The following is a 20832-nucleotide window of genomic DNA, read 5'->3' as shown; positions in this document are numbered from 1 at the left end:
GGTTAATCAAGGTGCCAGATGTTAGCAGAACTACTTGCTGATCCCAATAGAAAGGCAACCCTACCCCGCATGCCCTAGCCCTCACCGAAACTGCCCAGAAAATTGGGGCCGGGAGCCTCTTGCGGCAGGATGAATGATTCCGGGTATACCGCACGCACCAGATAAAGACCAAAAGGCGGCGCGGTCACCCCTCCCAATCGGCGATCCCGAGCATCCAGTACTTCTTTAGCCCACAGAGGCTCAGCCTCACCTGCACCAATCTTTATCAGTACGCCCGCAAGATTGCGGACCATGTGATGAAGAAATGCGTTCGCCCTTACATTCAATACGATCAGATTACCTTGCCGCACAACATCCAGTTGCTTCAAGGTCCGCACAGGACTTTTCGCCTGGCACTGAACAGCGCGAAAGGAGGTAAAATCATGGGTGCCAACGAGATGGCGCGCTGCTTCTTGCATTCGCACCACATCCAGCGGGCGATAATCCCAGGTCAGATGTCGATTGAGCAGGGCGGGCTGAACTTTATGGTTATAGATGACATAACGATATTGACGTTCTACTGCAGAAAAGCGTGCATGAAAATCATCAGCCACTTCTGTAGCCCAGCGCACACTGACATGATGAGACAGATGGGTATTGGTCCCCATGATCCAAGCCCGGGGATCACGAACAGCCGTCGTATCAAAATGGACCACCTGCTCGCTGGCATGGACTCCCGCATCTGTTCGGCCTGCACACACGACTGCAACTGCCTCATTGGCAACCTTGCTGAGCGCGCGTTCCAGCTCTGCCTGCACACTGGCAACACCCGACTTTTGCGCTTGCCAACCATGAAACTCGCTGCCGTTGTACTCGACACCCAAGGCAATACGAAAAATCTTTGGAGAAATCTCCAGCGACGAATGTGAATTGGTCATTAAGCGTTCTGAATCTGATAAATAGCACACATTGAAAACAGCCGAGGGCTGTACAGGAAAACACAAGACCGGCGATTTGGCCGGTCTTGTCACGATCTGACTCCGATGAGCGGCGTACAGCTATACAATACTCACCTTTAAACCAGCGATGCCAGAAGCTCTTCCGCTTCCTGCTTCTGACTCTCAGACCCTTCTATCATGACCTCGTTCAGAATATCGCGGGCACCATCCGCGTCTTCCATATCAAGATAGGCTCTTGCCAGATCAAGCTTGGTGGCCACTTCATCAGCCCCGGACAGGAAAGTAAAATCTTCATCGCCCAACGCTTCCTCTTCGACGAAACCATCCTGATCGGCTTCAGCCAGCAACGCATTGAGTTCATCGTCCAGGCTGAGCAAGTCGTCCTCAGATTCCTCAACCGGTTCTTCTTCAACCAGTACATCGGAGCTATCCGGCTCCTCCAGCTCACTCAGATCAGCAACATCCTCAAGGTCGGGTATTTCAAGATCTGTATCCATGTCATCGGGATCTGTCTGATCAAGCAAACTGTCGATATCATCCTGAGCAGGGTTATCGTCACGATCGACAGGCAAGTCGAGATCATCGCCATTTTCAATGCCATCCAGATCAGCATCCAAGCTTGCGAGATCCGGTTCATTCAACAGCGTATGAACAAACGCTTCTTCATCCTGATCGGGCGTGTCGCTTACTTCCAGATCGACACTTTGCGCCAGATCCTGCTCATCAAACTCTCCGATCTGTCGCGACGACTCCTGTTCACCTGCCTCAGCAACGTCATCCAGATCGACATCTCCGCCCTCCTCGATACTGGAGGTCATGTCGACAAAGTCATCCTCATGGATATCTTCGATAGGGCTGGGCCGGGCGGGCTCTGGCTCAATAGCCATATCGCCATCATCGACCTGATTGAAGGGATCGTCACTGTCAATATCCAGATCCAGATCATCATCCAGAAGATCATCAAAGCCCTCGAGCGGATCCAACTCAGCAAAACTGGCAGCAGACGCAGCTGGCGCCTCACGCACTGGCTTTGACTCTTCCACCTCAGGCATCATGGCAGCGGCCACAGCAGCACCTGCGGCTACACCGGCTGCCGTCATTGCGCCATCATTGTTACGCATCTGCTCTTCCAGCTCTTTGCGGATGCGCTCAAAACCATCGTCGTCTTTCCTGGCCTTACGTCGCATCAAGGCCAGCACGCTGACCAGAAGCGCAACCAACCCCGCACCCGCCCCAATCAGATAGGCTGTCGGGATACTGCTGAACATATTCTCGGTTGAAGTCGTCTCAGTAGCAGAAGCAGGCGGCTCGCCAGTCTTCTCCGCCAGCAACTTTTCCAGACGTTCACGCTCTGCCATTTCTTTGTCACGCTGCTGTTCAGCATCACTCAGTGATGCCTGCAAGGAAGCAAGCTGATCATCCTTGGCCTTGAGCAATTTTTCGATGGTGTTGACCTGCGCAGTTAGCGCATCCAGACGACTGGACAGATCTGCTTTCTCCCGCTCACTCTTATCGAGCGACTCCTGTGCCAAACTGAGCTTATTCTCGATATCCTCATACTGCGCCTTGAGCTGACTTGTATCCCCCTGCCCTGAAACATTGGCCGTAGTCTTGCCGCTGGCTGAATTCATCAAACGCAGCTGACCTTCCTCTTTGGCTACTACAGGGGCTTCTTTGGACTTGGCAGACGCAGGTTTATTCGAGGTCAGAGCAGCCTTGGCCGGTGTCCGACCACGCCAAAGCTGGTTCTGTCGCGCCACTTCCTTCAACGCGTCATCAAAATTGAGTTTGCGAATTTCCTGCAGTGTAGGTACCTGCAAAGAGGAACCCTTACGAATACGATTGATGTTGCCATCAATAAACGCCTGAGGATTTACACGCTGAAAAGCCAGCATCACCTGCTGAGGGCTGACACCATTGGGTCGATTACGCGCAGCAATCGTCCACAGCGTGTCATTGCGCCCCACTTTCACAGACTTACCGGGAATGGAAGATGTCTGACCTTTGGGCTCAGCCTTGACTTCTCGGGCGGCTCCCTCATCAGCGCTTGCCCCCAGACGCCCACCAGTAAAGGGTTGATCTGGCGTTGAAAAGCCTGAGTTAGCCTGCGCCCCTTCTGGCAAATCACCCACTAATTTGACACTGGGTGCGGGGGGATCAAAAAACAGGGTGTACTCACGTGCGAGCTTCCCTTGTGGCCAGCTAACCTCAACGACGAAATTCAGGTAGGTATCACGCATAGGCTGGCTTGACGTCACCTGGATAAATGCCTGATTACCACGCTGCATTAACCGAAAACGCAAATTGGACAGGATAGCGGAGGGTTGAATGCCAGAGACTTTGAGAACCTGTTGATCTGCGAGCTGAACTTTAAGCTGCGAGAGGTCTAAGCCAGCCACATCATTGAGGGGCAGCTCAGCATTCAGAGGCTCATTGAGAAATGACCCCAGAGAAGCATCCCCCAGTGTCAGCGCCCAGACCGACCCTGTCTGCAGGGCACCAACAAGCAGGATACCGGTTGTGAGTTTACGCAGCATTCGACGTCCTAACCCTCTCTTATCCTTTTAGCTGGCATCAGTAGCACGAAGTTTCGGCAAGCTAGCTGCTGAATCTATACGGAACAACTTAAATCGAGTGGAGATCGCTGATAAGCACTGACTGCTATGTCGTTGAGTTGACAGGCATTACCGCGGCAAACGTTTGGAGTATATGCATAGTGCGGGCCGGTGTCTAACACCGGCCCGACAAGGATCCCAAGCGTTTCTTGACTGAGGGTGTTACAGATAACTGGAAATCAGCAGCTCCGCAATCTGCACACTGTTAGTTGCAGCCCCTTTACGTACGTTATCGGACACAACCCAAAGGTTCAAACCTAAATCATCTCCTGTCCGCTGACGTAATCTGCCCACCCATACCTGGTCATTACCTGCAGCCTCATTGGCAGGTGTGGGGTAGCCGTCATTCATCAGACTGACACCCGGCGCACCAGCCAGTAACTCTCGCGCCTGCTCAAGGGAAATGGCTGCTTTTGTGCGCACATGAACAGCTTCTGAATGTCCGAATATAACCGGCACTCGCACGCAGGTAGGGTTAACGATGACAGTGGAATCACCCAGAATCTTTTTCGTCTCGTTAACCATCTTCATTTCCTCACCGCTGTAGCCATCATCAAGCAGCACATCAATGTGTGGCAGCACATTAAAGCCAATTGTGGTTGGCAGCACTGAGCAGGGCGCATCTTCACGACCCTTACCACTCATCATATGAATTGTCTGCTTTACAAGTTCTTCTACAGCTTCACGGCCCGCACCAGAAACCGCCTGATAGGTAGCCACATCAATATGACTGATACCTACAGCATCATAGATTGGCTTCAGGGCAACCAGCATCTGGATAGTGGAGCAGTTGGGGTTGGCGATGATCTTGCGGTGCTTGAATTCCGCTACAGCCTCGGGATTGACCTCCGGTACAACCAGAGGTACGTCAGCATCAAGCCGGAAAGCACTGGTGTTATCAATGACGACAGCACCAGCGGCAGTTGCCTTAGGAGCATAAGTTTTTGATACGTCGCTACCCGCGGTAAAAAATGCAATGTCAGCCTGAGCGAAATCAAACTTTTCCAACTCCTGCACTTTGACTGAACGTTCACGGAAATAGATCACCTTACCCAGTGAACGATCACTGGCCAGCAGGAACAGTTTACCTACTGGAAACTCGCGCTGCTCCAGCACTTCAACCAAGGCTTCGCCAACGGCACCGGTAGCTCCGACGATAGCGATATTAAATAGCTTGCTCATGGCTAACCTCTGATACATAAAGTGTGACACTGCATTGGACCGCGCGGTCAGCTACGCAACGTAATGACTGAAAGCACCGGCTCTACAGCGAAATGACCGCGCACTTTATCGACTTGCTCGACACAACACAAGAAATGCCGTCTTGAACGACAGCCGATGCCGCCTGTCTGAGCGCCCAACAACAGCTAAAACAAAATGACCCGGATAAACCGGGTCATCAAATAAGTCTGCATATCTATGGCGCACGAGCATTAGCGCTCTTGCCACAGATGCGCTTATGCGTTCACAGCGCCTATCAATCTTCCAGCAGGATGCGCAACATACGGCGCAAAGGTTCTGCAGCACCCCACAAAAGCTGATCACCCACAGTGAAAGCACCCAGATATTGCGGACCCATATTCAACTTGCGCAGGCGCCCTACAGGCACATTCAAGGTCCCGGTCACCGCTGTGGGAGTCAGTTCCTTCATGGAGATATCGCGGTGATTGGGAACAACTTTCACCCAGTCATTATGGCTGGCTAACATTCCTTCGATATCAGCCAAAGGAATATCCTGATTCAGCTTGATGGTCAGCGCCTGACTGTGACAGCGCATGGCCCCAATACGAACACAGATTCCATCGACAGGAATCGGGTTACCTGTCCGCCCCAGAATTTTGTTGGTTTCCACCTGACCTTTCCACTCCTCCTTCGACTGGCCGCTCTCAAGCTCCTTATCAATCCAGGGGATAAGGCTTCCAGCCAGCGGAACGCCAAAGTTGTCCGCGGGGAAAACGTCAGATCGCATAGCTTGTGCGACTTTACGATCAATATCGAGAATTGCACTTGAGGGCGTTTCCAGTTCAGAGGCGACTGCACTTTTCAGCGCGCCCATCTGATTCAGCAGCTCACGCATATTCTGCGCACCTGCGCCAGATGCAGCCTGGTACGTCATGGCACTCATCCATTCGACATACCCTTTCTCGAACAGCCCCCCCAGCGCCATCAGCATCAGACTGACAGTACAGTTACCGCCAATGTAATTCTTCACACCTTTGTGCAGAGCATCTTTAATGACATTACGGTTAACCGGATCAAGTACGATCACGCTGTCCTCTGCCATTCGCAAAGAAGAGGCAGCATCGATCCAGTAGCCTTTCCATCCCTCAGCGCGCAGGCGAGGGAACACATCATTAGTGTAGTCACCACCCTGGCAGGTAATAATGACGTCCATGGCTTTCAGGTCTTCAATACTGAAGGCATCTTTCAGCGTAGGAATATCCTTGCCAATAGATGGACCCGTCTTGCCTACCTGGGAGGTGGTGAAGAATACAGGCTCGATCAGATCGAAGTCTTTCTCTTCCAGCATACGCTGCATAAGGACGGAGCCTACCATGCCCCGCCAACCAACCAGACCAACACGCTTCATGGACATCGTTCTTCTATCTCACAGAATAGCGAGGCAAAACTGCCTCCTTCGTTTTCATTTTTATAGCGTGGCGCCGTAATGTCAGATTTGCGCTCTGTTGCCGCAAACAGCACTACCGCCCAACATTAATAACTCACACACATTAACGGTAAAAGCTGCACAACGGCAGCTTTTACTACTTGGCGAAAACATCAGACAATCAATGAATCATTGCTGCAAAGCAGCTACGACAGCATCACCCATTGCCTGTGTACCGACCTTCTGCATACCTTCAGACCAGATATCAGCTGTACGAAGATTCTGGTCCAGCACATCACTGACAGCCTTTTCAATAGCATCAGCAGCAGAGCCTTCATTAAAGGTGTAGCGCAACATCATGGCAGCAGAAAGAATGGTTGCCAAGGGGTTCGCGATACCCTGCCCTGCAATATCAGGAGCAGAACCATGGCATGGCTCGTACATCCCCTTGTTATTAATATCCAGCGATGCTGATGGCAGCATACCGATAGACCCTGTCAGCATTGCTGCCTCATCAGACAGGATGTCTCCAAACATGTTGCCCGTTACCAGCACGTCAAATTGCTTGGGTGCACGTACGAGCTGCATCGCGGCGTTATCGACATACATGTGGCTCAACTCAACATCCGGGTACTCCTTACCCACTTCTTCCATGACGTCACGCCAAAGCACAGTCACTTCGAGAACATTCGACTTATCGATGGAGCACACACGGCCGCTACGCTGGCGCGCAAGACTGAAAGCGACATGGGCGATACGGCGAATTTCCGACTCAGAGTACACATAGGTATTGAAGCCTTCCTTCTCACCATTTTCCAGGGTGCGTATGCCGCGTGGCTGACCGAAGTAAATACCACCGGTCAATTCCCGGACGATCAGAATATCCAGCCCAGACACCACTTCAGGTTTCAAAGTAGATGCATGAGCAAGCTGAGGATAAAGAATCGCCGGCCGCAGGTTTGCAAAGAGTTTCAGGCCAGAACGAATACCCAGAAGACCACGCTCAGGACGCTTGGCAGTCTCGACCTTGTCCCATTTAGGTCCACCCACCGCACCCAGCAGAATTGCGTCGGCCTGTTTGGCCGCTTCCAGTGTACTCTCAGGCAAAGGCAAACCGGTCGCATCAACCGCAGCTCCGCCAAGCAATCCTTCCGAAAGCTCAATACCGAGATCAAAACGCTGATTGACGACATTAAGCACCTTGACAGCTTCAGCAATAATCTCGGGCCCAATGCCATCACCTGGCAATACCAACACTTTCTTGGTCATTGTTACCATTCCACCTTGAACACATTGATAAGCCAAGGGTTAGCCTGGCTATAAACATCAACGCTTCCTGACCAGACTGGAGGTCAGGAAGCGCTTGGACAGTGATCTGTCTCTAAAAAACTTCACAGGTATTTGGGGGTGCTATACAAACAACCAGGGCGCTTGCTGCTTCCTTTTTTCTTCGTATGACGTGATTGCCTCAGCGTGCTGTAACGACAGACCGATCTCATCAAGCCCGTTCAGTAAACAATGCCGGCGGAACTGGTCAACATCAAACGCCAACTCAACACCATCAGGCTTGCGTACTACTTTTTTCTCAAGGTCAATGGTCAGCTGGTAACCTGGGGTACTCTCAACGACCCGGAACAGCTCATCAATATCATCTGCAGCCAGGACAATTGGCAATAGCCCATTCTTGAAGCAGTTATTGAAGAAAATATCCGCAAAGGATGGGGCCAACACCGCACGAAAACCATAATCATCCAGCGCCCAGGGAGCATGCTCACGACTTGAACCACAGCCGAAGTTCTCACGAGCCAGCAGAACGGATGCACCTGCATAACGAGGCTGGTTCAGCACAAATTCCTTATTCAGCGGACGAGTACTGCAATCCTGATCAGGCTGACCTTCATCCAGATAGCGCAGCTCATCAAACAAGTTCTTACCAAAGCCAGTACGCTTGATGGATTTAAGGAACTGCTTGGGAATAATCATATCGGTGTCAACGTTGGCGCGATCCAGCGGAGCAACGATACCGGAGTGAATGGTAAATGCTTTCATTCTTTTCCCCTCAGTTCATCCACTCGCGAACATCAACAAAATGCCCCGCAATCGCGGCAGCGGCAGCCATGGCAGGGCTGACAAGGTGTGTCCGCCCACCAAATCCCTGTCGACCTTCAAAGTTACGGTTCGATGTAGAGGCGCAATGCTCGCCGGCACCCAACTTGTCGGCATTCATGGCAAGACACATTGAGCAGCCTGGCTCACGCCACTCCAGCCCGGCCTCAACAAAAATCTTGTCCAGACCTTCTGCTTCGGCCTGAGCTTTTACCAAACCAGAACCAGGCACTACCATCGCCTGTTTCAATGACGCTGCTACTTTTTTACCTTTAACCACAGCAGCGGCTTCTCGCAGATCCTCAATACGGGAGTTCGTACAGGAACCGATAAATACTCTATCGAGCGTGATGTCCTGAATTCGCTGATCCGCTTCCAAACCCATGTAGCGCAGCGCTCGCTCTATCGCCATACGCTTGATACCGTCCTGCTCCTGCGCAGGGTTAGGTGCTTTGCCGTTAACATCTACCACCATTTCAGGAGAGGTACCCCAAGTCACCTGTGGCTCGATGTCAGCAGCATTCAATATAACAACCCGATCAAACTCCGCATCAGCATCAGAGTGCAGCGTCCGCCACTCATCAACAGCGGCATCCCACTGTTCAGCTGTAGGCGCAAAAGGACGCCCTTTCACATAGTTGATGGTGGTTTCATCCACGGCAACCATACCTGCACGAGCGCCGGCTTCAATGGCCATGTTACAGATCGTCATGCGGCCCTCCATGGAAAGTCCACGAATGGCTTCGCCAGCAAACTCAACAGCATACCCTGTACCGCCAGCCGTGCCGATTTGCCCGATCACATAGAGAACCAGATCTTTGGCGGTCACACCTGCTGAGAGAGTGCCATCGATGCGGATCAGCATACTCTTCATCTTTTTGGCGACCAGACACTGGGTTGCCAAAACATGCTCAACTTCTGAGGTGCCAATACCATGGGCCAGCGCACCAAAAGCACCATGAGTTGAGGTGTGTGAGTCACCACAGACAACCGTCATACCCGGCAGTGTCGCCCCTTGTTCAGGGCCAACCACGTGCACAATCCCCTGACGTTCATCACCCATCTTGAATTCGAGAATGCCAAACTCTTCACAGTTAGCATCCAGTGTTTGCACCTGGGTCTTTGACACAGGGTCAGCAATGCCTTCTATTCCAAGAGCTCGTTCCTTGACGGTCGTCGGAACGTTGTGGTCAGGAGTAGCCAGGTTGTTTGCCAGACGCCATGGCTGGCGGTCAGCAATGCGCAGCCCCTCAAAGGCCTGAGGAGAAGTCACTTCATGCAAAAGATGGCGATCGATGTAAATCAATGCACTACCATCATCATTCTGGCGCACTAAGTGAGCGTCCCAGAGTTTGTCGTATAACGTTTTTCCAGCCATCGGGATTACCTCATCAACACGGTACCGCGCTCAGGAAAAGTGCCTGTTTGCACACCAGTGGTGCAGCAGTTGGCTCATCACTTATTCCGAAAGAGCACGCATTTCTTATGGCTTTTATGCTAAGGGCCGCTCTAAAATAAAACAAATTCATAATTTTTATCAGATGAATTCCTATGGGGAATACTTTCGATACACAGGCTCTACAAGCCTTTATTACAGTGGCGGAATGTCAGTCATTCTCATTGGCAGCACACCGCCTCTTTCTCACCCAACCCGCCGTCAGCAAGCGAATTGCTGCTCTGGAAGAACAGGTAGGGCATCGACTCTTTGACAGAGTTGGGAGACAGATACAGCTGACGCAGGCCGGCCAGCTGCTGCTCAAGCGAAGCTACGCACTATTCGACATGATGGAAGATACCCGTAGAGACCTGGACAACCTTAGCGGAGAGGTCAGCGGTCCTCTGACATTAGCCACAAGCCATCATATTGGCCTGCACCGACTTCCTCCGTACTTGCGCTATTACTCCCAAAGCCATCCAAAGGTAAAACTGGATATCCATTTTGGTGAATCGGAAAAGGCCTACGAAGGCGTATTACAAGGCTATCTGGAGATGGCGGTCATTACTCTGGCTCCCGACCCTGACCCGCGCCTGGAAAGCATCCTTCTCTGGCAGGATGAGCTGTGTTTTGCAGTCAGCCCCGAACACCCCCTTGCCTTGCTACCAGAGCCCACACTGGGTGACCTGGAGACATACGCTGCGATTCTTCCCGATCAGTCAACATTTACCAGGCAACGGGTTGAGAACATACTGCAAAGCAACGGCGTCAAACTGAACCTTGGTGTCAATACCAACAATCTGGACACCATCCAGATGATGGTCGAAATTGGTCAGGGATGGAGTTTACTTCCCCGCAATTTAACGCAGTCATTGACCGTGCTACCTTTGCTGGATACCAAAATAGAGCGCCCATTAGGGTACATTCGTCACAAGGAAAGGACATTGTCCAATGCAGCCCAAGCGATGATGCACTTACTTGCGGCACCATTGCCAGAGATATAAGGACTTGCAAAGCGTCAAGCCATTTGCCGTCACATGCATATGAGCACCTTGAAACACAACGCTAGAATTTGTGCTACTGATCAGGGATTTGTGCATCGCGACATGCTATTAATAGCCAATCGCCAACTTGATTCCAGAGGAGGAGAACATGGAAGCCAATTCGTTTTTTGGCCTGGATAAATGGCTAGAAACGCAAAGTGACTACTGGAAAAAACTCGCTGAGGGCGGCAGCCAGCCCTTCAGCAATCCATGGCAAGGAATGTTTGACGGCTGGCAAAAGTTAGCCAAGGATAGCCTTGAATCCCTTTCATCCGACGTATTCTCGCAGGGAAGCAAACAAACTGACTGGTTCACTCGTAGTGGTGAAGAGCTTCTTAAAAACTGGCAAAACTGGCACGATGCCAGTCACGCTGAGCAGCTTATTTCCGAATTTAGCAACATGATGCAGAAGCAGGTGATCGAAAATCTGCTTAAAGAATTCTCTCTTCCAGACCAGCTTTTTTCATTATTCAAAACCCATAGTTTTCAGGATGACCTGCTGTTCGACAATGCGTTTATGAACAGCCTGAAGAACCATCTGGATATTCCCAGCGTTGGCAGCAATCGCGAATTTCAGGAGAAGCTACAGCAAGGCGGCAAACTGTGGCTGGAGTTTCAGGAATGTCTTACCCGTTACACGGAGCTTTATAGCAACATCAACGCTGATACCAGCAAACGTATGCTGGAGAAACTAAGCTCCGGCAACATAGAAATCACCTCACTTGGCGAGTTGCACGACCTCTGGGTGGACTGCTATGAGGAATGCTACAAAAAGCTGGTCTTTACCACGGAGTACCGTCACGCTCATGGCAAAGTCAGCAACGCCTTTATGGCATTGCGCAAATACAACATTGAGATTCGTGACCTTCAGCTTAAAACCCTCGGCATGCCCACTCGCCTGGAAATGAATACCGCTCTCAAGCGCCAGCACGATACTCGAAAGCAACTCAAGGGCGTCAACAAAGAGATCACCTCACTCAAAGAAGAGATCAATGAGCTGAGAAAGCTTGTGGTAGCGCAGTCTAAGCAGATCAAAGCATTAACCTCAGAATCAGTGAAAAGCGCATCAGGAGCATCACGCTCAAGCATCTCAAAGCCAGCAACCAGCGTAAACTCAGCCCCCTCTTCAGCAGGAACGGTTGCAAGCAAAGCTCCAGCTGCAAGCACACCTTCTCCACGTAAGCGCAGCACCAACACCTCCACGAAAAAGACGACTGGCGAAGCAAAAGGCGAATAAGGGAATACCCTCATGAAAGGCTTGAAACTTGACCCGCACAAAATTGCAGAAGAGTTGACCGAATTTAACGCCAATCTATTTAAAAGCTTCCAAACTATTCAACAGATTCGCGATATTGACGTTGGCGCCAATCCCAAAGAGTGCATTTATCAGGAAGATAAACTCACTCTTTTCCGTTATTCGTCCCCGATCAAGAAAAAAGTAAAGACACCTTTACTTATTGTCTATGCCTTGGTCAATCGCTACTACATGGTCGACCTGCAACATGACAGATCATTAATTAATGGCTTACTTTCCGCTGGCATAGACGTTTATCTTATTGACTGGGGATACCCTGATCCTGCAGATCGCTATTTAGACTTGGATGACTACGTCAACGGTTATATTGACAACTGCGTCGATGAAGTTCTTAAAGACAGCAAACAGCCAAAATTAAACATTCTTGGCATATGCCAGGGAGGCACACTCAGCCTCTGCTACACCGCGCTGCACGGCGAAAAAGTAAAAAACCTCATTACTATGGTTACCCCGGTGGATTTCCATACAGAGGACAATTTGTTATCTCATCTTGCAAGAGAGGTAGATACTGACCTTGCGGTAGATACCTATGGCAACATCCCTGGCGTTGTACTCAATGATGCCTATAACTCACTGATGCCAATGCGATTAGGCATTCAGAAAAACTTGGGCATGCCAGCGAATCTGGAAAGCCACGATAAGGCTCTCAACTTCCTGCGCATGGAGAAATGGATATATGACAGCCCAGACCAAGCAGGAGAGGCGTTCCGCCAGTTCATCAAGCAATTTTTTCAACAAAATTTATTGATCAAGGGCGAAGCAAAAATCGGTGACGACATAGTTGACCTTGCAAAGATCAGCCAGCCTATCCTCAATATGTACGCAACCCATGATCACTTAGTACCGCCGTCAGCATCCGTCGCATTAAAGGACTATGTCAGCACCGAGGACTACAACGAATTTGCTTTCAAAGCCGGCCATATCGGGATATTCGTCAGTGGCAGAGCACAAAAGGACGTACCAGAGGCAATCTATGATTGGCTTTTGTCGCGAGACAAATAACCAGAAGTAAACAAAGAACTGATAGCATAAATAAAAATGCCCACTTTCAATTTAGTGGGCATTTTAGCTATATCCAATTAAATATCTATTTTCCTACAATCAACTGTCGGAGCCGTTTTCTGGCTCAGACTCGTCTTCACCACCATTTTCAGCTGCCTTTCTTCTATCAAAACCTTGCGCAAACATTTGCCACATCGCCATATTCTGATCTGCGATACGGTTCATCACATTCAATGGATTCGCCGCAGACATCATTGACTCAACCTGCTCACGAATACGCTCCTGATGCTCCAGGAAAGCACCTACGCTATGCTCGAGATATTGAGCCATCAAACCTTGCATGCTGTCACCGTAAAAACGGATAAGCTGCTGCAAAACCTGATTAGTCAACAGTGCACTACCGCCCTGCCCTTCCTGCTCACTAATAATTTGCAATAAAATATTTCTAGTCAGATCGTTACCCGTCTTGGAGTCTTCAACCTTAAAGGGTTCATTATCCAGAACAAGCTGTTTTACATCTTCCAAGGTGATGTAGCAGCTACGAGATGTGTCATACAGACGACGGTTCGTGTACTTCCTGAGAATTCTCATACTTACCCTGACTATTTGAATTATTAGACGCTAACCTCGAACACCCGAATATCGTCGCACCTCCAGCCCAACCACAGGTAAATGTGCAGACACCAACGTAGGTTAATGTACTTCATGCACTGCAACATCGCCAGTTTGAGACTTGAGGCGGATTAAAATAGCTGATATCAAACAGCGAACACTGCAGCAGTGACTCATATGATAACCACGTAAACATAAAGCACAGACAGCATTGATGCAGCCCCCACTGTTTTGCATCCATCTTATATAACTAAAATTTCTAACAAGAAACAAAGTGAAGGAACCTAAGGCCTAGCAGGCACCATTAGACCTTAGTATAATTAGCAAGCCGACGCCGAACACACCAAGGAAATGAGGTTAGCCATGAACATGCACTTCGCTCGAACAGATGAAGAGGACAACGTGTACATCTTGTCCAACAATTGACTTCTGCACTTAAAAATAAAGCGACTATTCAGTCGCTTTATTTTTATCCGAAACCCGGACAGAGTTATTTTCCTTAGCTACAGCACACTAAACAGCGTAACCATAGCCATTCACACACGAAAATCAGTGAAAAACAACTCCTACCGGGCGGACTCGCGTGCGAACATTGTCAAACTCTTCTCGCAGCTCACTCAAAGGTCGCAGGCCAAAATCTAAAGGATCTGCGGGCAGTTGATACCAGTTCAATGTGGCCACACGAGTCATCATGTCATATTCCCCGATGAACGCATCAAGGTAGTACATCACCGCCTCAACTCGTGCGTCTTCATCCAAGCCCCGAAAATCATTAATAAACAGGCTTAGATGCAATCGGTCTGAGCGACTGATATGAAACCATACATCACCCAACTGTAACGGTACGTCGTCCGTCTCAATCACGTTAGGGATATCAGATAAGCGATCATGAAACGCCGACACGCGCACATTATTAAGCAGCGGAGCAGCTTGCACCAATGTCATTACACTGGCGATGGACTCAGCATACCCATCACAGCCAATAACCATCTCCAAGACCTCTTGCGTCAAGCCTCTTGCCATATGCAAAGTCAGGTTTTCATCGATCTGCTTCAGTAACCGCTCATAACTATAAACAATGTCATCAACGTGAACATGAGCTGCACCTGAACGATTAACCACCCAGTCAATAGTGGATTCTACCTGACTCCAAAAGGCTTGGATCAGCTCGTCATTTGAGGCTTGGTCTAGCATGAAGGTGAACCTGGGGACTATATGCAAAAACACAAGAAGGCCGCACTAGGCGGCCCTCTTAACCGGACTAATTAAGTATTAGCCCTGATTTGCCATCTGCTGTTTGATCAGATCGCCAATGGTAGTAGGACCAGAGGTCTCAACTTCCTGATTGCGAACATCACGCAGTGCAGCGCGCTCTTCAGCGGCTTCCAGCGCTTTAACAGACAGAGAAATCCCACGCTGCTTGCGATCAACGTTAACGATCAGAGCCTCAATGCTGTCGCCAACATTCAGACCAGCAGTATCGGACTTCAGAACGCCTTCGATGCCTTCAGCCAGTTCTACAACGGCTTCTTTATCGCTGACGATTTCTTTTACAGTACCGGTAACTTTGGAGTTTTTACCGTTCTGAGTAACAAACTCAGAGAACGGATCACTTTCCAGCTGCTTGATACCCAGAGAAATACGCTCTTTCTCAGGATCTACAGCCAGAATAACGGCCTCAACTTCGTCACCTTTCTTGAACTGACGCAGCAGCGCTTCGTTATCTGCATCCCAAGACAGATCAGATACATGCACCAGACCGTCCAGATCCCACTCCAGACCAACAAACACACCAAAGTCGGTGATAGTCTTGATCTTGCCCTGTACCTTGTCGCCAGCTTTATAGGTGCTGGAGAAGCGTACCCATGGGTTTTCCTGGCACTGTTTCAGACCCAGAGAGATACGACGACGAGCAGTATCAATATCAAGGATCATGACCTCAACATCATCACCAACCTGAACAACTTTGGATGGATGGATGTTTTTGTTGGTCCAAGACATTTCAGAAACGTGCACCAGACCTTCGATACCCTCTTCCAGAGCAGCAAAGCAACCGTAGTCAGTCAGGTTAGTTACAACCGCCTTAACCACTGCACCAGAAGGATAACGTGCTTCGATATCATCCCAAGGATCGTTGCTCAGCTGTTTCAGACCCAGTGACAGACGACCGGTTTCGCGATCAAACTTGATGATCTTAACAGTCAGCTCATCGCCAGGAGTCAACATTTCGCTTGGGTGGCTGATACGCTTCCACGCCATATCGGTGATATGCAGCAGACCATCTACGCCACCCAGATCAATAAATGCACCGTAGTTAGTGAGGTTTTTAACGATACCGTTAACAACCTGACCTTCTTGCAGAGAAGCCAGCAGCTCATCGCGCTGTGCACTGTTTGCAGCTTCCAGAACAGCACGGCGAGAAACAACGATGTTGTTGCGCTTTGCATCCAGCTTGATCAGTTTGAACTCAAGCTCTTTGCCTTCGAGGTAGTCAACATCACGTACTGGACGCACATCTACCAGAGAACCTGGCAGGAAGCCCTGAATGTTCATGATGTTTACAGTGAAACCACCTTTAACCTTACCGCTGATAACACCTTTAACAGTGCTGTCACCTTCAAAGGCTTTCTCAAGAACGTTCCAAGCTTCAGCGCGCTTGGCTTTTTCACGAGACAGACGAGTTTCACCAAAGCCGTTTTCAACCGCTTCCAGAGCAACCTTGATCAGATCGCCAACGTTAACTTCCAGCTCACCTTTTTCGTTCAGAAATTGGCTGCGTGGAATAACTGACTCGGACTTCAGGCCAGCGTTAACGGTTACCCAGTCACTGTCAATTGCAACGATTTCACCCTCAACCAGGGCGCCAGGCTGCATTTCCAGTTCTTTAAGGGAAGCTTCAAAGAGTTCGGCAAAAGATTCAGTCATGTTAGATTCCGATTGAGATCACATAGTGATCAGGTTCACCTGCCAGCCAGTAGTAACAGGGGTTGACAATATTAGTCCGGAGGGGCGCACTGGCACGTAAATCCCAACCCGGCACAAGTCGCGCAACATTATACAGAAAACTATTCTGATGAACAATTAGACAACCAGTCTCTCTACTACAGACCGCTACGGACAAATACCCTACCCTTCCGAACTTACTCAATATCCACACCACGACTTGATAGCCAAACCGCCATCTAACGACTATAATAAGCGTCATTTTTTCAACCCACCCAATGACATCGCTGCAGGCGGAGAGTTTTACGTTGGATCTCGAAACCCAAATAGCCAAACTGCAGGCTCTGGAAGAAACCATCAATCGCGAAAAGCAGGAACGCCTTGCCGAGCTGAGCAAAGAAATTGAGGACAGCAGTTCCCAATTGAAAGAAGAGCTCAAAGAGCAGGCCAAGAGCAAGCGCGATAAGGACAAACAGCGCCAGGAAACTTACGAACAATTCCAGACCGAAAGAGAGCAAACTTATCTGGACAAGAAAGCTGCCAAAGCAGCCGAAAAACGCGCTCGCGAAGATGCCAAGCGCGCAGCTGCACTAGGCAAGATACGCAAAAAAGGCGAGTAATCCTTTAGAGGATTATCCCGCCGGCATCAAATCTCTGGCCACGTAGTCATCCAGACTCCTCTTGCAGGGGAGCAGCCCCTTAACCAGGTCTGACTGCAGAGGCGTGGCCATATCTTCCTGCCCCTTTTCGATGTAATTGCGCAACTTATTGCGCTCCCCCGCATCGTTAGCAATCACATCTACCGCATCCGCCACACAAAACGCATAGCGTGACAACCCGGTTCGAATCAACTGATCACGCTTTCGCGGCGTTAAAAGCACACCATACTCAGCAACGATTCGCATATATTCACGATAAGCCATCACCCCCATCAATTCCTTTTGATACCCCGTAAACACCTGTAACTCCGGAACCTGATTTAACAGACCAAGCAACGCAGACTGTGTCACCCCCTGAGGTAGCACCGGAGCAGAGTAAACATCCAACCTGGACTGCAGCTCACCCACTTGTTTTTTATAAGCATCCACCTCGCCTTGCAACTTGACTACTTGACCAATAAGCACCTGCTTTTCGGCTTGCAGACCGGTAATTATTTGCGCTTGTGTAGACTGCGAAGGCTGAGGCACCGCATCGGGATTCATAGGAGCCTTCTGCTCCTCCGCAACCGGCCCCTGCGCGAGAGGCACAACCTTATAGCCAAAATCCTGAAACGACTCAGCACCCTGCTGATGCAAACTCTCTGCATTCACCAGGAAATACACCACAACAACTGAAACAACAGCCACCAATGCACCAGAAGCCACAACCAAACGCTTCATACCACTCCTTCCTTCCGCTAATCAACATCAACGCTGCCAGAACAATTCAGACAAGGCAAGAAATGCGAAAAGCCTGAAATCAGGCAAGCACATCAATTTATAATTGAAAATATTGATAATAAGGATTGGTGGAGCTAAGCGGGATCGAACCGCTGACCTCTTGCATGCCATGCAAGCGCTCTCCCAGCTGAGCTATAGCCCCATCTCAAAGGATGGCGTCCCATAGGGGGTTCGAACCCCTGTTACCGCCGTGAAAGGGCGGTGTCCTAGGCCACTAGACGAATGGGACATACTGGACTGTCCTTTTGGTGGAGCTAAGCGGGATCGAACCGCTGACCTCTTGCATGCCATGCAAGCGCTCTCCCAGCTGAGCTATAGCCCCATCTCAAAGGATGGCGTCCCATAGGGGGTTCGAACCCCTGTTACCGCCGTGAAAGGGCGGTGTCCTAGGCCACTAGACGAATGGGACATACTGGATTGTCCTTTTGGTGGAGCTAAGCGGGATCGAACCGCTGACCTCTTGCATGCCATGCAAGCGCTCTCCCAGCTGAGCTATAGCCCCATCTCAAAGGATGGCGTCCCATAGGGGGTTCGAACCCCTGTTACCGCCGTGAAAGGGCGGTGTCCTAGGCCACTAGACGAATGGGACATACCCGCAACAAGATTGGTGGAGCTAAGCGGGATCGAACCGCTGACCTCTTGCATGCCATGCAAGCGCTCTCCCAGCTGAGCTATAGCCCCTAACCTTGTTGCGGGGCGTATAATAATGAGAGCCCCCAGCCATGTCAATAAGATAATAAAAAAAGAACCTATGTATCTCAAAGACTTACGTCAAAACGGCCGTAACAGAGACTCTCAACAGCAATCAATCTACCGAAGCAAGAGCTGTATACTCCTTCTCCCATGCTTTGGCTTCTTTTTTGGAAGGACCACCCACAACATCCAAAGCACTACGCAATCGCGCTCGCGTTAGATCAGCTCCAAGAATCGCCATCGCATCGACCACCGAGAAGGTAGCCGAAGTACCTGCTATAGCAATAAACAGCGGGAAGAAGAAGTCGCCCACCTTGTAACCCATCGCCTTTGAAAGCTCACTCAGAGCTGCAAACAGACTATCCTTATCCCAGTAGCGCTGAATGTCCATTTTCCAGGATGCGAACTGGAGAATGCGACGCACATCTTCGTGCTGCAGCTTTTTGTGCTCAAAATCACTTTCAGACACTCTGATCAAGCCACTGAGCAAGTGGCCCGCCACAGGTAACACGTCACTAAAAGTACCCACACGTGGCTGAACATGCGGTATAGCCTGGCGCAAATAGTCCAGATTTAGACCCCACTCCAGATAGCGCTGAACAAATTGATCGGCGTTTAATTCGCGCAACCACTGCCCATTCAGCCAGCTCAGTTTTTCCAGATCGAAAATTGGACCACCTAATGAAACACGCTGGATGTCGAAATTTTCGACCATGTCAGCCAAACTGAACTTTTCACGCTCATCAGGCATTGACCAGCCCATTCTGCCTAGATAATTGAGCAGCGCCTCAGGCAGATAGCCCATACGGCGATAGAAGTTGATGCTGGTCGGGTTTTTCCGCTTGGACAACTTAGTCTTGTCCGGGTTACGCAGCAACGGCATGTGACAGAGCACTGGTGCCTGCCATCCAAAATATTTATAAAGCAACAAGTGCTTGGGCGCGGAATTGATCCACTCTTCACCGCGAATAACGTGAGTGATCTGCATCAAATGATCGTCTACCACGTTCGCCAGATGATACGTGGGCAGACCATCTGCTTTGAGAAGCACCTGCATATCCACCTGCGACCATTCGATCTCGATCTGACCGCGAAGCATATCCTCAAACACGCACACACCTTCTTCAGGCACTTTCATGCGTACAACATAAGGTTCGCCAGCAGCAATACGCTTTTGCACCTCATCCGAAGACAAGAGCAGCCCGCGACCATCATACTTTTGCGGTAGCCCCTGAATCTTCTGCTCCTCACGCATCGCTTCCAACTCCTCAGCAGTTGCGAAGCAATAAAAGGCATGACCGTCACGAACCAGTTGATCTGCATACTGCCGATAAATGTCAGAGCGCTCGCTCTGACGGTATGGGGCATGAGGACCACCCACATCAGGCCCCTCAGACCATTCAATACCCAGCCATCGCAGAGAGTCCAGAATCATCTTCTCTGATTCGGGTGTACTACGTACCTGATCTGTATCTTCGATACGCAGAATGAACTCGCCACCTTGCTGACGCGCAAACGCCAGATTGAAAAGGGCGATATAGGCGGTACCTACGTGGGGATCACCAGTAGGAGACGGAGCGATACGAGTACGAACAGTCATGATCAGGTTAATTACTCTAGTTGAATGAAGCTGAGCGCCGGCAGACATCAAAAGCAGGGCTCAGACCAAAAAAGAAAAGGAGTCCGGCAGAGCTGCCCGACTCGAACTGGATGGCATTATAAGCAATGGCGACAGGTATCGCACCCGCCGTCACACTGCCAGCCCGTGGCTTAGCGGTGGCCGATTATCTAAGGCAAGTCAGCCTTGCTGGTTTTGTCGATATGTCCAAGATCACGTGATGGATCGATACGATCCCGAACACGCTGCTTGACCTCTTTCGCCTCAGGGAAACCATGATCCTCAACCCTACACCAGATCTGCTCATCATTAAGGTAAATTTTAAAAGTCCCCTTGCCTGACGGACGCAACGCTACTTCTTCAAGATCAGCTTCAAAAGTAGATAGCAACTCCTGCGCTACCCACGCCGCCCTGAGCATCCAGCGACACAGCGGGCAATACTCGATGACAACCTTCGCCATATCC

17 protein-coding genes and 7 tRNA genes are annotated in these 20832 nt (G+C 50.1%); 4 read left to right on the top strand and 20 right to left on the bottom strand.

Annotated elements, in window-relative coordinates:
• Positions 1–74: 74 nt before the first annotated feature.
• The 7 genes from truA to leuC form a co-directional block, all read right to left on the bottom strand.
• Positions 75–917 carry a tRNA pseudouridine(38-40) synthase TruA gene (gene truA / locus QCD60_RS21430; RefSeq protein WP_279788258.1) on the bottom strand — a complete coding sequence of 281 codons (843 nt, stop codon included), beginning with the start codon at positions 915–917 and terminating at the stop codon, positions 75–77.
• 137 nt (positions 918–1054) lie between these two features.
• A complete protein-coding gene (locus QCD60_RS21425; protein ID WP_279788256.1) occupies positions 1055–3475 on the bottom strand; it encodes a FimV/HubP family polar landmark protein in 2421 nt (806 codons plus the stop codon).
• A 240-nt stretch (positions 3476–3715) separates the two neighbouring features.
• The gene (locus QCD60_RS21420; protein WP_279788254.1) at positions 3716–4735 is read right to left on the bottom strand and encodes an aspartate-semialdehyde dehydrogenase; all 1020 of its coding nucleotides are present in this window, start codon (positions 4733–4735) and stop codon (positions 3716–3718) included.
• A 295-nt stretch (positions 4736–5030) separates the two neighbouring features.
• Positions 5031–6143 carry an aspartate-semialdehyde dehydrogenase gene (asd, locus tag QCD60_RS21415; RefSeq protein ID WP_279788252.1) on the bottom strand — a complete coding sequence of 371 codons (1113 nt, stop codon included), beginning with the start codon at positions 6141–6143 and terminating at the stop codon, positions 5031–5033.
• A 207-nt stretch (positions 6144–6350) separates the two neighbouring features.
• Positions 6351–7430: a 3-isopropylmalate dehydrogenase gene (gene leuB / locus QCD60_RS21410; RefSeq protein ID WP_279788250.1), complete on the bottom strand. Its 1080-nt coding sequence runs from the start codon at positions 7428–7430 to the stop codon at positions 6351–6353.
• Positions 7431–7571: 141 nt separating this feature from the next.
• Positions 7572–8210, bottom strand: coding sequence for a 3-isopropylmalate dehydratase small subunit (leuD, locus tag QCD60_RS21405; protein ID WP_279788248.1), 639 nt, complete (start codon positions 8208–8210; stop codon positions 7572–7574).
• A 10-nt stretch (positions 8211–8220) separates the two neighbouring features.
• Positions 8221–9645, bottom strand: a complete 1425-nt coding sequence (gene leuC / locus QCD60_RS21400) for a 3-isopropylmalate dehydratase large subunit (RefSeq protein ID WP_279788245.1) — start codon at positions 9643–9645, stop codon at positions 8221–8223.
• Between the two features lie 173 nt (positions 9646–9818).
• Here leuC and QCD60_RS21395 point away from each other — a divergent pair, with 173 nt between their 5' ends.
• From QCD60_RS21395 to phaC, 3 genes are all read left to right on the top strand, one after another.
• On the top strand, positions 9819–10706 hold the full coding sequence (locus tag QCD60_RS21395) for a LysR family transcriptional regulator (RefSeq protein WP_279788243.1): 888 nt from the start codon (positions 9819–9821) through the stop codon (positions 10704–10706).
• A gap of 148 nt (positions 10707–10854) precedes the next feature.
• Positions 10855–11982, top strand: coding sequence for a poly(R)-hydroxyalkanoic acid synthase subunit PhaE (locus tag QCD60_RS21390; protein ID WP_279788241.1), 1128 nt, complete (start codon positions 10855–10857; stop codon positions 11980–11982).
• A 12-nt stretch (positions 11983–11994) separates the two neighbouring features.
• Positions 11995–13062, top strand: coding sequence for a class III poly(R)-hydroxyalkanoic acid synthase subunit PhaC (gene phaC / locus QCD60_RS21385; RefSeq protein WP_279788239.1), 1068 nt, complete (start codon positions 11995–11997; stop codon positions 13060–13062).
• A gap of 99 nt (positions 13063–13161) precedes the next feature.
• Here the strand turns inward: phaC and phaR are convergent, their stop codons facing one another.
• From phaR to rpsA, 3 genes are all read right to left on the bottom strand, one after another.
• Positions 13162–13653, bottom strand: coding sequence for a polyhydroxyalkanoate synthesis repressor PhaR (gene phaR, locus QCD60_RS21380; protein ID WP_104154239.1), 492 nt, complete (start codon positions 13651–13653; stop codon positions 13162–13164).
• 570 nt (positions 13654–14223) lie between these two features.
• Positions 14224–14868, bottom strand: coding sequence for a hypothetical protein (locus QCD60_RS21375; RefSeq protein WP_104154243.1), 645 nt, complete (start codon positions 14866–14868; stop codon positions 14224–14226).
• A gap of 78 nt (positions 14869–14946) precedes the next feature.
• Positions 14947–16599 carry a 30S ribosomal protein S1 gene (rpsA, locus tag QCD60_RS21370; protein WP_104154245.1) on the bottom strand — a complete coding sequence of 551 codons (1653 nt, stop codon included), beginning with the start codon at positions 16597–16599 and terminating at the stop codon, positions 14947–14949.
• A gap of 326 nt (positions 16600–16925) precedes the next feature.
• Here rpsA and QCD60_RS21365 point away from each other — a divergent pair, with 326 nt between their 5' ends.
• Positions 16926–17237, top strand: a complete 312-nt coding sequence (locus tag QCD60_RS21365; RefSeq protein ID WP_146074282.1) for a hypothetical protein — start codon at positions 16926–16928, stop codon at positions 17235–17237.
• Between the two features lie 12 nt (positions 17238–17249).
• On the opposite strand, the gene QCD60_RS21360 is transcribed toward QCD60_RS21365, so the two are convergent.
• The 10 genes from QCD60_RS21360 to QCD60_RS21315 form a co-directional block, all read right to left on the bottom strand.
• Positions 17250–17996, bottom strand: a complete 747-nt coding sequence (locus QCD60_RS21360) for a hypothetical protein (RefSeq protein WP_279788233.1) — start codon at positions 17994–17996, stop codon at positions 17250–17252.
• 126 nt (positions 17997–18122) lie between these two features.
• Positions 18123–18198 (bottom strand) — tRNA-Ala (locus QCD60_RS21355).
• An 11-nt stretch (positions 18199–18209) separates the two neighbouring features.
• Positions 18210–18285: transfer RNA gene (locus QCD60_RS21350), tRNA-Glu, on the bottom strand.
• Between the two features lie 17 nt (positions 18286–18302).
• Positions 18303–18378: transfer RNA gene (locus QCD60_RS21345), tRNA-Ala, on the bottom strand.
• A gap of 11 nt (positions 18379–18389) precedes the next feature.
• Positions 18390–18465, bottom strand: a tRNA-Glu gene (locus QCD60_RS21340).
• Positions 18466–18482: 17 nt separating this feature from the next.
• Positions 18483–18558 (bottom strand) — tRNA-Ala (locus QCD60_RS21335).
• Between the two features lie 11 nt (positions 18559–18569).
• Positions 18570–18645, bottom strand: a tRNA-Glu gene (locus tag QCD60_RS21330).
• Between the two features lie 16 nt (positions 18646–18661).
• Positions 18662–18737: transfer RNA gene (locus QCD60_RS21325), tRNA-Ala, on the bottom strand.
• Between the two features lie 124 nt (positions 18738–18861).
• Positions 18862–20349: a glutamate--tRNA ligase gene (gene gltX, locus QCD60_RS21320; protein ID WP_279791047.1), complete on the bottom strand. Its 1488-nt coding sequence runs from the start codon at positions 20347–20349 to the stop codon at positions 18862–18864.
• Between the two features lie 188 nt (positions 20350–20537).
• On the bottom strand, positions 20538–20828 hold the full coding sequence (locus QCD60_RS21315; RefSeq protein WP_279788231.1) for a SelT/SelW/SelH family protein: 291 nt from the start codon (positions 20826–20828) through the stop codon (positions 20538–20540).
• Positions 20829–20832 lie beyond the last annotated feature (4 nt).

The sequence above is a fragment of the Pokkaliibacter sp. MBI-7 genome, assembly GCF_029846635.1.
GTDB lineage: Bacteria > Pseudomonadota > Gammaproteobacteria > Pseudomonadales > Balneatricaceae > Pokkaliibacter.
This window is presented reverse-complemented; position numbering and strand designations above follow the sequence as displayed.